14 protein-coding genes and 1 pseudogene are annotated in these 15,120 nt (G+C 59.9%); 12 read left to right on the top strand and 3 right to left on the bottom strand.

The genetic code is table 11. The features are described from left to right. Positions 1-231 precede the first annotated feature (231 nt). The 7 genes and pseudogenes from ACAD63_RS16875 to ACAD63_RS16845 all read left to right on the top strand — a co-directional run bounded on the left by ACAD63_RS16875 (position 232) and on the right by ACAD63_RS16845 (position 7,970). On the top strand, positions 232-492 hold the full coding sequence (locus tag ACAD63_RS16875) for a DUF2933 domain-containing protein (protein WP_434032999.1): 261 nt from the start codon (positions 232-234) through the stop codon (positions 490-492). After that, on the top strand, positions 492-1,157 hold the full coding sequence (locus ACAD63_RS16870; RefSeq protein ID WP_434034004.1) for a methyltransferase family protein: 666 nt from the start codon (positions 492-494) through the stop codon (positions 1,155-1,157). Before ACAD63_RS16875 ends, ACAD63_RS16870 begins: the two co-directional genes overlap by 1 nt. A 38-nt stretch (positions 1,158-1,195) precedes the next feature. Further along, positions 1,196-1,495, top strand: coding sequence for a DUF5676 family membrane protein (locus tag ACAD63_RS16865; RefSeq protein WP_434032998.1), 300 nt, complete (start codon positions 1,196-1,198; stop codon positions 1,493-1,495). Between the two features lie 85 nt (positions 1,496-1,580). Then, positions 1,581-3,521, top strand: a complete 1,941-nt coding sequence (ftsH, locus tag ACAD63_RS16860) for an ATP-dependent zinc metalloprotease FtsH (RefSeq protein WP_434032997.1) — start codon at positions 1,581-1,583, stop codon at positions 3,519-3,521. Then, the gene (gene ppk2 / locus ACAD63_RS16855; RefSeq protein ID WP_434032996.1) at positions 3,502-4,305 is read left to right on the top strand and encodes a polyphosphate kinase 2; all 804 of its coding nucleotides are present in this window, start codon (positions 3,502-3,504) and stop codon (positions 4,303-4,305) included. The genes ftsH and ppk2 overlap by 20 nt, the downstream gene beginning before the upstream one ends. A 130-nt stretch (positions 4,306-4,435) precedes the next feature. Beyond that, a pseudogene (locus tag ACAD63_RS16850) lies at positions 4,436-6,058 on the top strand (copper-translocating P-type ATPase); the annotation flags it as partial. Between the two features lie 91 nt (positions 6,059-6,149). Next, positions 6,150-7,970 carry a DUF3141 domain-containing protein gene (locus tag ACAD63_RS16845; protein ID WP_434032995.1) on the top strand — a complete coding sequence of 607 codons (1,821 nt, stop codon included), beginning with the start codon at positions 6,150-6,152 and terminating at the stop codon, positions 7,968-7,970. Positions 7,971-7,979: 9 nt separating this feature from the next. On the opposite strand, the gene ACAD63_RS16840 is transcribed toward ACAD63_RS16845, so the two are convergent. Both ACAD63_RS16840 and ACAD63_RS16835 read right to left on the bottom strand, forming a co-directional pair. Beyond that, complete coding sequence (locus ACAD63_RS16840; RefSeq protein WP_434032994.1) at positions 7,980-8,477, bottom strand: cupredoxin domain-containing protein; 498 nt, start codon at positions 8,475-8,477, stop codon at positions 7,980-7,982. A gap of 272 nt (positions 8,478-8,749) precedes the next feature. After that, complete coding sequence (locus tag ACAD63_RS16835) at positions 8,750-9,310, bottom strand: hypothetical protein (protein WP_434032993.1); 561 nt, start codon at positions 9,308-9,310, stop codon at positions 8,750-8,752. 290 nt (positions 9,311-9,600) lie between these two features. On the opposite strand from ACAD63_RS16835, the gene ACAD63_RS16830 reads away from it, so the two are divergent. From ACAD63_RS16830 to ACAD63_RS16810, 5 genes are all read left to right on the top strand, one after another. Beyond that, positions 9,601-10,044: a CzcE family metal-binding protein gene (locus tag ACAD63_RS16830; RefSeq protein WP_434032992.1), complete on the top strand. Its 444-nt coding sequence runs from the start codon at positions 9,601-9,603 to the stop codon at positions 10,042-10,044. 224 nt (positions 10,045-10,268) lie between these two features. Then, complete coding sequence (locus ACAD63_RS16825) at positions 10,269-10,511, top strand: hypothetical protein (protein WP_434032991.1); 243 nt, start codon at positions 10,269-10,271, stop codon at positions 10,509-10,511. Positions 10,512-10,883: 372 nt separating this feature from the next. Further along, positions 10,884-10,991: a DUF2933 domain-containing protein gene (locus ACAD63_RS16820; RefSeq protein WP_434032990.1), complete on the top strand. Its 108-nt coding sequence runs from the start codon at positions 10,884-10,886 to the stop codon at positions 10,989-10,991. A 72-nt stretch (positions 10,992-11,063) separates the two neighbouring features. After that, positions 11,064-13,496 carry a heavy metal translocating P-type ATPase gene (locus ACAD63_RS16815; RefSeq protein WP_434032989.1) on the top strand — a complete coding sequence of 811 codons (2,433 nt, stop codon included), beginning with the start codon at positions 11,064-11,066 and terminating at the stop codon, positions 13,494-13,496. An 82-nt stretch (positions 13,497-13,578) separates the two neighbouring features. Then, the gene (locus ACAD63_RS16810; RefSeq protein WP_434032988.1) at positions 13,579-14,106 is read left to right on the top strand and encodes a c-type cytochrome; all 528 of its coding nucleotides are present in this window, start codon (positions 13,579-13,581) and stop codon (positions 14,104-14,106) included. Between the two features lie 93 nt (positions 14,107-14,199). Here ACAD63_RS16810 and copD read toward each other — a convergent pair whose 3' ends face one another. Further along, positions 14,200-15,117 (bottom strand): copper homeostasis membrane protein CopD, encoded by a 918-nt coding sequence (gene copD / locus ACAD63_RS16805; RefSeq protein ID WP_434032987.1) that lies wholly within the window; start codon positions 15,115-15,117, stop codon positions 14,200-14,202. Positions 15,118-15,120: the final 3 nt, after the last annotated feature.

The raw sequence follows: 15,120 nt of genomic DNA, 5'->3' as shown, positions 1-15,120 counted from the left end.
CCCTACACAAAGCCTGAGTACAGCTCCACTGCCCGGGATCCCATCACTGGCAATAAGGTAGATACGGCGCACGCCATCACGGCAAACTTCGAGGGGAACACCTTCTTCTTCGAATCCGAGGCGTCTCGCACAGTTTTTCAGCAAGAACCAGCAAGATATGTGCGTCGGCACCATCGCCACCACGGGTGCTGCTAAGCGACATCTCAGGACTTATCTTCATTGGAGGACGGCATGAGTCACGATCACCGCAGTCACGAGAATCCGGAAGATACAGAGCGAAAGATTTCCCGCTCCAAGGTAGTCACAATTGGATTCGCTCTAGTCATCGGCTACTTTCTCTGGACGGAGCACCGGGCACACGTCATTCAGTTCCTGCCGTTCCTGCTCCTGGCTGCATGCCCGTTGATGCATCTCTTCATGCACCACGGCCATGGCCACGGTCATGGACAGCGTGACGACTCGAAGGGCTCGGACACGAGGGGAGAGCGATGATGGAAAACAATGCTCAAAGCAGCTACGGTCTCTGGTCACTGGTGATTATTAACTCTGCGGTCTTCCTGATCTTCGCCTTCAGTTTCACCAAGCCGAAGACGTCGCGGGACTGGCGTTCCTTCGGTGCTTTCTCGGCGTTCATTGTGGCGCTCTTCACCGAAATGTATGGCGTTCCCCTGACCATCTATTTCCTGTTGCCATGGCTGTCGGCGAAGTTCCCGGGCATCGACTTCCTCTCCCACGATGCAGGCCATCTTCCGGAGATGATTCTTGGCTGGCAAGGGAATCCGCACCTGGGGCCATTCCACCTCGCTAGTGACATCCTGATTTTCGGCGGGTTCTTGATGTTGTCGGCCGCCTGGCGCGTCCTGTACAAGGCCCAACAAGAACAGCGCCTGGCCACCTCGGGGCTCTATGCGCGCATGAGGCATCCCCAGTATGTCGCATTCATCCTGATTATGTTCGGATTCCTGCTGCAATGGCCGACGATACTCACGCTTGTGATGTTCCCCATCCTGGTCTGGATGTACGTTCGGCTCGCCAAGGCGGAGGAAGCAGAGGCCCTTGCCGAGTTCGGTCAGGCGTACGAGGAGTACCGCAACAGAACACCGGCGTTCATTCCGCACTTCAGTGGCGGCGACATTCCTCGGACTCGGGCTCATTGAGCTTGAGCACCTTGCACCTACTGCAATTGGAGGTTGCCATGAAGCCCTTCAAAACTGGCGTGACCCTGTCGGCCACTGTCGTTCTCTTCTATGCCTTGTGCACGCTGGTCTGGATGATTGCCCCCGAGCCCTTCATGAACTTCATGAATTCGCTCTTTCACGGACTCGACTTCAGACGCCTGCAGACTGGTGAACAGGTGTCCTGGTGGTCCGTCATCTACCCCGCCTTTGTGTTTGCAGTCTGGTTCTTTGCTGCCTGCATTCTTTGCATGGTTGCACAACAGCCTCCGAGGAGAAAACTGACCCAGGCCCGTCGACTGTATGACCGCAAGGCGTAACGCCACGTTCTGACCGGCGGCCGACCGTTAGCAGCGTCGACCGCCGATTCTTATTGCTGTTACCCGATAGGTTGAAAGGACCCACATGGAGCCGCGTCAGCAGCAGTTTTCCCTCTGGTACATACTCGTAGCGGTAACGGCAATACTTATCGCCCAGAGCTTTTTCGTTGCTTCTCATGTCGAGACGCTGCCGTATAGCGACTTCAAGGTCCTCCTCAGGGCAGGCAAGCTAAAGAACGTTACCGTAGGAGAAGGTGCCATTACCGGTGTCCTTAGTACCGACGGCATCGACAAGTTGCTGCCCAAGCAGCAGGTCGATGAAATGCTGCGAGAGGGGAAAGGAGACCATCAGTTCTCCACGCTCCGAGTGAATGACCCCAATCTCATTCAGGACCTCGAAGCCGCCAAGGTGCGCTTCGTGGGTCAGGCCGACAACAAGTGGATTGCCGCACTGCTGTCCTGGGTGGTTCCTGCAATGCTCTTTTTTGTTGTCTGGAGTTTCCTCATCAAGCGGGTAGGCGGTGCCGCCGGGGGGATGATGGAAATTGGCAAAAGCAAGGCAAAGGTCTACATGCAGAAGGAAACGGGCGTGACCTTTGCCGACGTCGCTGGTATCGACGAAGCCAAGGAGGAACTCGCCGAAATCGTCAACTTTCTGAAAGACCCCCAGCGCTACCGGCGCCTCGGCGGAAAGATTCCCAAGGGGGTGCTGCTTCTTGGAGCGCCAGGCACCGGCAAAACACTGCTGGCCAAGGCGGTAGCGGGGGAAGCCGGCGTACCGTTCTTCAGCATGAGCGGCTCGGAATTCGTTGAGATGTTTGTCGGCGTGGGTGCCGCCCGGGTACGTGACCTGTTTAACCAGGCCGAGACCAAGGCCCCCTGCATCATCTTCATCGACGAACTCGATGCACTGGGTAAAACCCGGGCGCTCAACGCAGTTTCCGGCAACGACGAGCGCGAACAGACACTGAACCAGTTGCTGGTTGAGATGGATGGATTTGATACCAACAAGGGGGTCATCATCATGGCCGCCACCAACCGGCCTGAAATTCTTGACCCTGCACTGTTGAGGCCAGGTCGATTTGACCGCCATGTTGCGCTCGACCGGCCCGACCTGAAGGGCCGCGAGCAGATTCTCAAGGTCCACGTCAAGAATGTGGTCCTGGCTCCGACCGTCGAACTGACCAAGCTCGCGGCGCGCACGCCTGGCTTCGCTGGTGCAGACCTCGCCAATCTGGTCAATGAGGCCGCGCTGCTGGCAGCGCGAAAGGGCAGGGATGCGGTCGACATGACCGATTTTGATGAGGCACTGGACCGCATTGTGGGCGGCCTGGAAAAGAAGAACCGCGTGATGAATCCGCAGGAAAAGGAAACCATTGCGTACCACGAGGCAGGGCACGCCATCGTGGCGGAATCGCGCCCGCGTGCGGACCGCGTTTCGAAAATCTCCATCATTCCGCGTGGCGTAGCAGCGCTCGGCTATACGCAGCAGACCCCAACGGAAGACCGCTATCTGCTGAAGCAGAGTGAACTGCTTGACCGGCTCGATGTGCTGCTCGGCGGGCGCATGGCGGAGCAAATCGTCTTCGGCGACGTATCCACCGGCGCCCAGAATGACTTGCAGCGGGCAACGGACATGGCACGCCAGATGATCACGCAGTTCGGCATGAGCGAGCAGCTTGGACTTGTCACTTACGAGGATATGCCCAACCCGCTCTTTAACGCGCCGGGACTGGCGCCTCGCGACCGCAAGGCGTACAGCGAGAGCACTGCCCAAATCATCGATGCAGAGGTCCGGAAGATTCTGGGCGATGCAAGCCAGCGGGTGAAGCAGACACTGCTGGCCAATCGACACAAGCTCGACGCGCTGGCGAGGCGGCTCTTCGAAGAGGAGGTCGTCGACCGTCCAGCCCTGGAGCTACTGCTCTCCGAAAAAGTCACCCCGCTGACACCCGGGAAGCCCCACCCAGCCACGCCCGATGCGCCAGACGCGCGCAAGGGGAGTCATGAAAAAGAAGGCAAGTAGCAAGAGTGCGACATCCGAAGTCAGTGCCATTTCCCATGAGGAATACGAGGAGAACCTCCACCTGCTGCAGATTGAACTGGTCAAGCTCCAGAAGCACTTCATCTGCTGCAACGACCGAATTCTGGTGATTTTTGAGGGCAGGGATGCGGCCGGGAAGGACGGCACTATCAAGCGCATTGTCGAACATCTGAGCCCACGCGAAACCCGCGTGGTCGCGCTTGGGAAACCTTCCGACCGTGACCGAGGCTCATGGTTCTTCCGGCGCTATGCGGCCGAACTGCCTTCCGCCGGCGAATTTACGCTCTTCAACCGCAGTTGGTACAACCGGGCGGGCGTGGAGCACGTGATGGGGTTCTGCACTGACGACGAGCATGAGGAGTTCATGGCAAGCGTTCCGGAGTTCGAAAAGATGCTCGTGCGTTCCGGGATTCGTCTTATCAAGTACTACCTGGACATCAGCAAGGCCGAACAGAAGAAGCGACTTGAAGACCGGCGCCGAGACCCCCTCAAGCAGTGGAAGGTCAGTCCCATCGACGAGAAGGCGGTCTCGCTGTGGAAGAAATATAGCAAGGCGCGAAACGAGATGTTTACCCGGACCAGCGACATCGTGCCATGGAATGTCGTGCGTGCTGACGATAAGCGAGTCGCCCGCCTCAGCGTCACCAAGGATTTGCTGACGCGGCTTCATTATGCGAACAAGGACCAGGCGTTGATACGCCCCCATCCGGAAGTCGTATTTCCCTACGCAGAGGAACATCTGCTGAGTGGAGCCATTGCGAAATGAGGCGGCAGGCCGCTCTTTGGAAACGTGAAGGATGGATGAGATGAAGACCAGTATCATTGAAGTCGGAGGCCTGCTGTCCGTTCTGAGCGCTCGCGGGGTGGACAAGCAGCTAGCCCGCCTACCGGGCGTAGCATCAGATGCTATCCGCACATTGATGGATCTGGCTCCGCCCAAGGCCACAGTGCTACGCGATGGTCGCGAAGTCGAGGTACCGACAGCGGAAGTCAAGGTGGGTGATGTCGTCATCATTCGCCCAGGCAACAAGATTCCGGCAGACGGTACGGTTATCGATGGCGTTTCTCAAGTGGACGAATCAATGCTGACCGGCGAGTCTCTGCCTGTGCGAAAGGCCGCGGAGGACAATGTCATCGGGGCAACGATTAACAAGAGCGGGAGCTTCAGCTATCGCGCTACGAGAGTCGGCAGCGACACCGCCTTGGCGCAAATCGTCAAGCTGGTGCAAGAGGCACAAAACTCAAAAGCACCAGCCCAACTGCTGGCGGACCGCGCATCGCAATGGCTCGTGCTCGCGGCGCTTGGCATCGGTATCGTGACATTCATCGCCTGGTATTGGTGGTTAGGCCAACCGTTGCTGTTCGCCCTAACGCTGACCATTACGGTCTTCGTCATTGCTTGCCCCGATGCGTTGGGGCTCGCGACGCCGATGGCCGTGATGGTTGGGACTGGGCTTGGGGCAATGAACGGAATTCTGTTCAAGAATGCTTCAGCCTTGGAGGACGCCACCAAGTTGGATGTGGTCATCTTCGATAAGACGGGCACGCTGACGATGGGTGAACCTGAGGTGGTGGACATCTTCGCCCCGCCGGATGTGGACGTGAATGCAATGCTGGGACTCGCGGCCTCTGTCGAGCAAGCATCTGAGCATCCGCTGGCCCAAGCCATTCTCAGGCGGAGTGGCACACTGGCGAGACCGCTCGCTACGGACTTTACCAATATTGATGGCATGGGGGCGAAAGCGGAGGTCGACGGGCGAGTGGCACTGCTCGGCAACCATAAGCTGATGGCTGCACAGTCGGTGGATATGAACGGCCTTGCCGAGAAGGCCGACGTGATGCAGGGCGCGGGCCGAACGGTCATTCATGTTGCCCATGATGGCAAACTGATTGGCTTGATTGCGATCGCCGATGCGCCACGCCCGACCTCGGCAGCCGCGGTGAAGAAGTTGCGTGAACGCGGCGTGCAGGTGGCGATGCTGACAGGGGACAATAAGGCCACGGCAGAACGTATCGCAGCCGGCATGGGCATTGAGCTGGTGCTTGCGGATGTTCTCCCGGGGCAGAAGGCCGAAAAGGTGAAGGAGCTACAAGCACAAGGCAAGAAAGTCGGCATGGTTGGGGATGGCATTAATGACGCTCCTGCGCTAACCCAGGCGGACGTAGGCTTTGCCATTGGTGCAGGTACAGACGTCGCAATGGAGAGCGCCGATATTGTCCTGATGAAGAGTGACCCGTTCGACGTGGTGGGAGCCATCGAATTGTCGCGTGCCACCCTGCGAAAGATGCACCAGAATCTTTGGTGGGCGGTAGCCTACAACGTAGTCGCCTTCCCGCTGGCGGCAGGCCTGCTGTACCCGTTCACGTTGAGCCCGGAGATTGCGGCGCTGTCCATGTCGGGCAGCTCGGCCTTGGTGGCAATCAATGCCCTCCTGCTCAAGCGCACCAAGCTGGCCGGCATCCGCGCCACATCGCCGCCGGTATCGTCCCCGGATGTGGCCGCAGCAATTACCGGTTGAGCCCCCTCCCTAGACGCAAAAGCCGGATGCGAAAAGTCCAGATCGTCGTCGCGCGGGAGCGCGGGCGGGCGACACAGTGAAAAGGTGCCACATGGCTGAAGACACGATACAGCGTAAGCGACGCCCAGCGCGTACCGCCTCAACCAGTCGGGCCCTGGAAGCGCCATCGGCGGCTGCCCCGGCGGTCGAAGACGCACAGCAGCATCCCGCAGCCGACGGGGACGTCCTCCGGCAATGGTGGGACTACTCAGTGGATTTGGCGCAGCGCTGGATTCTCTTCGTCGATATTCTGCGGCGGCGGGCTAACAATATGCTCGCCCACGAAGAAGCGGGTCTCCCACCGCTGCTGCACTTCGAATCCGAGATGTTGCTCGATGCCAGAACGTTTGGGCGTCCTGCAAACTATGCGCTGCTCCGTATTACGCGCTGTGGTACGGACCACTTGGAGCAGCTTGTACGACCTGGCGCAACGCCGGTCATTGTCATCGACCCGCGTGCAGGTCACGGACCGGGCATTGGAGGCTTCAAGCGTGATTCCGAAGTCGGCATGGCGCTCTCCGAAGGGCATCCGGTCTATTTTGTTATTTTCTTCCCATTTCCGTGTCCAGGACAGACCCTCGGCGACGTACTCCATGCTTTGCGCGCATTTATCCAGGAGGTCGCGCGTCGTCATGATGGTCAGGCGCCTGTGCTCTATGGGAACTGCCAAGCCGGCTGGGTAGTAATGTTGCTGGCGGCCCATTGTTGTGAGCACGTGTCCGGCATCTCGGTGCTCAATGGCTCCCCACTATCCTACTGGTCCGGGGAGCCGGGTGTAAATCCGATGCGTCTGCTTGGAGCGTTCTCCGGGGGCGTGTGGGGTGCGAAATATCTCACCGACATAGGGAGCGGGCGCTTCGATGGCGCGTGGTTGGTACAGAACTTCCAGTTGCTGAAGCCGGAAGCGGCTTTGTGGGAAAAGTTCTACACGGTCTTCGCTAACCCAGACCACGAGGGCGAGCGATTCCTCGAATTCGAACGCTGGTGGAACGGCTTTTACTTCCTGAGTCGCGAGGAACTCGTGGCCACAGTCCAGGACCTGTTCGTTGGTAACAAGCTCGAAACTGGGGAAGTCCGCGTGGATTGCGAGTGCACCGTCAATTTGCGGCGTATCTGTAAGCCGGTAGTCATCTTTGCATCCTACGGCGACAACATTACGCCGCCGCACCAAGCGCTCGGCTGGATTCCTGTCGTGTATGCAAGTACCGAGGACTTGGTGGCTGCCGGACAACGGATTGTGTATCTGACGAATCCGCACGTAGGCCATCTTGGCATTTTCGTATCGGCAAGCGTGGCGCGCCACGAGCATCGCGCCATCTTGCGAAGCCTGGAAGCCATAGAGTCGCTGCCCCCGGGGTTGTATGAAATGAAGCTGGCGAGCAGTACTGACGACCAGATTCAGGCCGCGTTCGAGCCACGCCGTGTCGAGGAGATTCAGTTCCCGTATCCTCGCGCCCTGTTTGAACGCGTACGCGCACTATCTGAATTCAATGAAATGCTATACGAGCAACTGTTGAGCCCATACGTCCGAGCATGTGCTACTCCGTGGGGATCGGAGTGGCAAAAATGGGCTCATCCTATGCGCTGGACGTGCTACGGCTGGTCCGAGCGATTCCAACCATGGCTGTTGCTCGTGTCTATCATGGCAAACTCGCTGAGGGGCGCTCGACCGGAAGCCAAGGCAGACAACATATGGCGCTCGTTCGAGCAAGCACTGAACACCACGATGACTGGTGCATTGCAGGCGAGCCGCTCAGCTCGCGATTTAGTCGGTGAAACGGCCTTCCTGTGGCTCTATGGACAGCCGTGGGCAAACCTTCCCGCTCAGCAGGGCAACTCCGCAACTTCTGATGGGTATGCTGTCGGCAGGTAGCTCTCGGTTTCACTGAGCAATGACCGTACCCCTCTCGCCCGCATCGTAATGGCCGGGTAATAGGCAGCCGAATGACATCGTACCGAACCTCGTAAATTCCCAAATGATTTCGCCGGCTTTGCCAGCCTCAACCGTGATGGCGTTTGGGGTCGGAAGCTTCGTTTCGGGGGCCTGCATTCTCGTGTGATAGAACTCCAACAATTGGCCTTCAGTTCCCAGCACCATCTCATGTTTCGTGTTGCCGGAGTTTTTCACAACAAACCGGATTGTCTCGCCTCTTTTGACAGTTATGGTGGACGGCGTAAAGCGTGCGCTATCCCCCACCTCTAGCGTGATGGTGCGGCCTACCCTACGTGGGTCGCCTAACTTGCCGACGGCCGTAACACCCCCGCCACCATGGCCATGTCTGTGCCTCCATTCCGGCTCGTCATCGCCCGCAATGGCGAGGCCCGTCAGCACTATGCCGACCACCAAGCTACTCACTCGGCACGTCCTCGTCAGTTTCATTGGCCTACTCCTCCGCCTGGTGCCTGCCATGTGTAGGCACCTCCTAGGAAAAGCGCTATCGGCGCATAGATCGCTGCGTCTGACAGCGCTAGGACATAGTCAGCGGCTGGGCGAGCACGGTACAGCCATAATCAGGGGCACAAGGAAAAAACACGCGATGAAACAAGTGACAACTGCCAAGTGTGCGGGCTGGCAGTTTATCGAATGTTTCACCCACAGGTAGCGCATCAGTCGGCACCCCGAGTGCGGACTGGCGGAGAGCTGACAGTCGGTTACTTGCCCATCATCCGGCCCGGGCCCATTCCAGACCCCTTGCCGCCGCCGCTCATCATGCCTTGGTTGTCCATCATCCCCTGCATCATTTCCTGCATGAAGGCCATGTGCTGGCCCATCATGTCCTGACACATTTGCATTTGCGCAGGTGCCGCCTGGCCTTTGCCCTGGGGCGAGGTCATTCCGCCTGGCCCGGCCATTCCCATTCCCATTCCCATTCCCGTCATGTCCTTGTGCATGATAGCCATGGCATCCTGTATGACCTTGTTACGTTCGGTCATCAGCGCTTGGCGCTCTTCGGGGGTGTTGGCCCGTGACAGCCGCTCGCGGATTGCGCGGAGGTGGGCAACCTGGGCATCGAGGTCCGGATTTCCCTTGGCTTGGGGTGCAACAACCGGTGCAACTGCCGGTGCCGGCTTCTTCGCAGGCTTCTTGGCTTCCTCCGTAGGGTGGTGCTGCTCGTGCTCGGCGTCTGTCGATGGCGAGGCGGAAAAGGCCACAGGCGCCCAAGCGAAGGTGGCGGCGGCGAGGAGGACGGGAAGGCGACGGATGTGGGCCATGTAAAAGCTCCTCATATCAAAGAGGGAAGAGAATTCATTTTCACTATACGTCACGCGTTTTCCGAAAGCTTGACGGGAGTCAACAGAACCGCCGCATTCAAGCATTTAGTACCCTAAACAATAAAGTTCTCGCTGCTGACAGTCAGGGCTTGACGCCCTTCGCGCCCGTGATGACATCGAAGGCTCGACAGCTAACTCGGATGTAATGGCCGCGTAACGTCTTGGTGAGGGACGGCCTCATACCATTGGATTGCAGAAGTCAATGCCTCGAAACTTCAATGGAGTGCACCATGAAAATCAACAAGTCCGTGGCCGCCGCGCTGGCTCTTTCGGCTTTGTCCATCTCATCCGCATGGAGTACCGACAAGTCGAAGACCAACGCAGGTGACGACGTGGCGCAGCATGCTCAGCGCCAGGCCGCAGAACCCTCGACGACTCCGGCAGCAGGGCAAGTGAGCGCAACGCGTGTCGCATCGCAGGCCGCAATCTTTGGTAGCCCGGCCCCTGCAGGAACCGCCACCCGCACAGTGGCGGTGATCCCCGGCATGAATTTCGTCAACGTTGCGTCCGGCGACTCCGTGACATTCCGGAGTGAGGGGCAGGAGGCAACGTGGAAGTTCGCGGAATCGATTCGTGGAGCGACCGTAGACCTGGGCGTCCTCTTGCCGGACATGCCGAATGCTCGGGGTGTACGCGTATACATCGAACGTAGTCATCTTTTCACCGGCGGTTGACCTCGGTACCGCTCAGACGGACTCATCAACCTATCGGGGGGCGGCCTCAGCTAACGGCATTGTCATGTCGGTGTCACGGCTCGGTGGGGTACCGCTTTCTGCACTATGTGAACAGGGTCATGAACTTGGTTATCAAAAGAAGGAGAAGCAAAATGCGTACATACATATTATAAAAGGTTGCTCGTGTCGCACTGACTGTAGCGACGCTCGGCGGCGTAAGCGGCATGGCAAATGCCGGCGTGACTTCGCCGCGCGATTCCTTCGCTGATGGTGCCCATTCGCTGGGTACGCGCGATCCGTTCAGCGACGGCAGCCACGCCATGGGCACGCGCGATCGTTCAGCGACGGTAGCCACGCCGTTGGAACGCGCGACATCTTTGCAGACGGCGCCTGATCCACGCACTTTCCTGCGGGCGCAACCATCAGTTACAGAAGTCTTGCAGGCATCGACCGTGGACCGCGAATAGGGCGGTCCACGGAACACGATTGCCTCGGCGACGGCGCCGTTTCCCCTGATAGGAAGTCCTGATACGAAGTACAAAGCCGCAGTTCGACGGCAGTCCCATGCTCAACCTTCGCCATGAAGGTGTCTTTCCTATTGGCGTCCTACGCATAATGGATCCAAGTACGGTCAAGTCAGCACTTAGAGTAACTGCTGACCCCGATGCACCCTCCCTGCGCTTGACCTTACAAACATGGGAACGTCTAAGCTGGCGTCGCCACGCGTGACATGGAAGGCCCGCACCTTCGTGGCCGTCATCTTCATGTAAAAAGCGTGTCATGAAAGGCTGCCCTCCAATTGGTTGCCCACCGGTAGGGGAAACCTGGATTCGTGCGATATGGCGGTTCCTATTGACTTGCGGCCGGCTTGTCACATTGCGTCCGCATGGCCCTTTGCGCTAGTGTTGCTGTGTCCGATGATGCATTTCATTGATGGCAGCCACTGAAGTTCACGGCAAAGCCGCCAGTAGCTGGCAAGCCAGATGATTGGATGCCCGGCGCAACAACCAAGGGACAGGATGAACAGGACCAGCAACGAACGCGAGCCAACGGAATCCGCCGGCCACGGCGCCAATGCAGCTACCCCTGTCAAGGGCGAGCCCGCTCATGGCCATCATCACGAACATGCGCATCACCATGACCATGTTCATGAGAAGCCCGGTACCGCGACGGCGGCGGCCCTCAAGGATCCCGTCTGCGGGATGGCCGTATCGGCCGATTCCAGGTTCCGCACCGCGCATGCCGGGGCTCACTACTATTTCTGCAGCGCGTCGTGCCAGCGGAAATTCGAGGCCGATCCGGGCAGGTACTCGGTCCCGTCAGAGCCGCCCTCGGCGGAGCCTCAGGCAGAGGGCACGATCTATACCTGTCCCATGCATCCGGAGATCCGCCAGGATCATCCGGGCAACTGTCCAAAATGCGGCATGGCGCTGGAGCCGTTGCTGCCGGAACTGGACGAAGGCGAGAACCCAGAGCTGGTGGATTTCCGCCACCGCTTCTGGTGGACGCTTCCGCTTACCGGTGTGGTATTCGTGCTGGCCATGTTCGGGCATCGCCTTGGCTGGATGCAGGTGTCAACACAGAGCTGGGTCGAGCTTGCACTGGCGACACCTGTGGTGCTATGGGCGGGCTGGCCGTTCTTCGTGCGATGTTTCCAGTCAATCATCAACCGCAGCCCGAACATGTGGACGCTGATTGGAATCGGCACTGGTGCAGCTTATGTCTACAGCGTCATTGCGACCGTCATGCCTGGCGCATTTCCGCAGGCCTTTGCCGAGCATGGTCGTATCGGTGTGTACTTTGAGGCCGCGGCGGTGATCATCTCGCTCACGTTGCTGGGCCAGTTGCTTGAGCTCAAGGCCCGCTCGCAGACGTCCGCCGCCATCAAGTCGCTGCTGGGACTGGCGCCCAAGACGGCGAGGCGTATCGGTCCTGACAATGTCGAGGAAGATGTGCCGCTTACCCATGTCCACGTTGGCGACCTGCTGCGCGTGCGGCCGGGCGAAAAGGTGCCGGTCGACGGGGTGGTGATGGAAGGCACCAGCGCGGTCGACGAATCGATGATCACCGGCGAGCCCATTCCGACCACCAAGCGCGTCGGCGACCGCGTCATCGGCGCCACCATGAACACGTCGGGCAGCCTCGTCATTCAGTCCGAAAAGGTTGGCTCGCAGACCGTGCTGTCGCAGATTGTCCAGATGGTGGCGCAAGCGCAGCGCTCGAAGGCGCCGATGCAGCGGATGGCGGACAAGGTTGCCGGTGTCTTCGTCGTGGGTGTCATCGGCATAGCGGTGCTGACTTTTGTCGCGTGGGGACTCTTCGGCCCCGAGCCGAGCTGGGTGTTCGGCCTCATCAATGCTGTCGCGGTGCTGATTATCGCTTGTCCGTGCGCGCTGGGTCTTGCAACGCCGATGTCAATCATGGTCGCAAGCGGAAAGGCCGCGTCCAGTGGCGTGCTATTCCGCGACGCCGCCGCGATCGAGAACCTGCGCAAGGTCGATACCCTGATTGTCGACAAGACGGGCACGCTTACCGAGGGTCGGCCGGCTTTCGAGCGCGCGATCGGCACAAATGGTTATACCGAAGAGGACGTGCTGCGCCTGGGCGCAAGCCTGGACCAGGGCAGCGAACATCCTCTGGCTGCCGCGATCGTTGAAGCCGCCCGTGGGCGCGGCCTGCGGCTGGAGAAGCCGGAAGGCTTCGAGTCGAGTTCCGGGATCGGGGTAAGAGGCAAGCTGGGCGGCAAGAGTATCGCAATCGGAAACACCGCGCTCATGGACGCCGAACAAGTTGCCGTCGAGCCGCTTGTGGCGCAGGCGGATGAACTGCGTGAGCAAGGGGCCAGCGTCATGTACCTCGCGATCGATAGCAAGCTTGCCGGCCTGCTCGCCGTCTCGGACCCGGTCAAGGCCACCACCCCTGAGGCGCTGGCGCGTCTCAGGGAAGAAGGCATCCGTGTCGTGATGGCGACCGGCGACGGCATCGCAACGGCCAGGGCGGTGGCCGGAAAACTCGGCGTTGACGAGTTCCACGGCGAAGTGAAGCCGGCGGACAAGCTTGAACTGGTCAGCTCGCTGCAACAAGCTGGCGCGGTGGTGGCCATGGCGGGCGACGGCATCAATGATGCGCCAGCGCTGGCGAAGGCGGATGTCGGTATTGCCATGGGCACCGGCACTGATGTCGCGATGAACAGCGCTCAGGTCACGTTAGTCAAAGGGGATTTGCGCGGGATTGCCCGTGCCCGGCAGCTCTCGCACCTGACCATTCGAAACATGAAGCAAAACCTCGGTTTTGCGTTCATTTATAACGCCTTGGGCGTTCCGCTGGCCGCCGGTGTCCTGTATCCCATGACAGGCCTGTTGCTGTCGCCGATGATTGCAGCGCTGGCGATGAGCCTGAGTTCCGCCTCGGTCATTACCAATGCGTTGCGGCTCAGAAGGGCTGCTGCCTGAGGCTCATGCCGGTGACGGTTGACTTCAGCGGCAAGCCATTCTCCAGGAACCAGCAACTTTGACATCAAGATCACGCGCGAACATGGAAGGTTCAGGCAAGCTACGCTGGCGCATCGCCGGGCTGATTGCACTGGGCGTGGCGGCTGCCGTCGCCATTGCCCTGCAGACCCAGCGCTACCTCGAGGCGCCCGTCGATGCCGGCAAAGCAGGCGCAGCGCGGCAGCTTCGCATCGATGCCAGCGATCCGGTACGGGTTGGGCAGGGTCAAAGGATCTATGCGCAGCAGTGCGGGGCGTGCCATGGCGCCAACCTGGAGGGCCAGCGCGACTGGCGCCAGCGGCTGCCGAACGGCCGGATGCCGGCACCGCCGCATGACGCTTCAGGCCATACTTGGCATCATCCCGACGCCGTGCTGTTTGCAATCACCAAGTATGGCCTGGTTGCCGGCGTCACCGCACTGGCTGGCTATGTCAGCGACATGCCAGCATTCGGACAATCGCTGTCCGATGAAGACATCATCGCCGTGCTGGCGTATATCAAGAGTACCTGGCCACAGAGCATTGCAGCCGCCCAGCGGGAGGTGACGGAGGAGCACGCGGCGCGCAGGTAGGGCGCCTCGCCAAGGGCCGCCGAACGGCCTCCCCGTCTTTTCAGCGTAATGCCCACCGCGCTTGCTTGGTGACCCTCGCCCGCTATTGGCGCCTTACATTCCGGTCGGCGAAAGGATGCCCAGCGATGCCACCAGCGCAAGGATCAGCATGGCGGCGCTGGTCTCGAACATCAGGCTGCGGCGCAAGGTGCGTACGGCCAGAGCGTGATCGCCCGTCTTGACTGCCTGCTCGAGTTGCGGTGCGAGCCTGAAGCGGTTCGTCGCGGCAAGTGCCAGCATGGTGCCAAACAGGATGAGCTTGGCAACCAGCAGCCCGCCATACGATGTGAGAGAAAGTTCGTCTGGCAGAGTCGGGCCGACGACCATCCAGTAGTTCAGCGCCCCCGTGACCGTCAATGTTACGACCACGATCGTGCCTATCTGCGCAAAGCCATTGGAGGTACGGCTAAGCAAGGCGGCCGCTGCTGGCGACGATGATCTTGACAGCATCACGAACGCCACCAGCGCGCCGACCCAGGCACCTGCGGCCAGCAAATGCGCGATATCGGAGGCAAGGTGAAGGTATCGCGCGCCACCGTCATCCATGGCGCCATGGCCCGCCCAGGCGAGCGTCGACAGGGCAACGCCGGCGGTGGCGGCGAGAGCGCCGAACTGAAACGATGGCCGCCGGCGCGCAAACAACGCCAGCAGCAGGCAGACGAACAGCGCAGCCAGGCGTACCGTCCAGGCGGCGCCGAAATCTGTGCCCGTCACAATCATTTCGACAACGTGGCTCTGCAACGCCGAGTACTCGGAGGCGCCGGTCATGCTCTTGGCCATCACCGCCATGTTCGCGAGCGACAGGACGATGCCGGTCGCTGCGACAATCGCGGTGACGGTCACATGACTGGATCCGATGCGCGACGCCAATTCTTCCCGGCGAAGCGCATAGAGTCCGAACATCGGCAGGCCGAATAGCGTCGCCAGGTCGAGATAGAGTGCAAAGCGCACCGTAACGGTGACCCAGTCCATCGG

It is taken from the genome of Cupriavidus sp. a3, from assembly GCF_051015765.1.
GTDB lineage: Bacteria > Pseudomonadota > Gammaproteobacteria > Burkholderiales > Burkholderiaceae > Cupriavidus > Cupriavidus oxalaticus_A.
The sequence above is the reverse complement of the archived record's forward strand: the minus strand, read 5'-3'. Positions and strand labels throughout refer to the sequence as shown.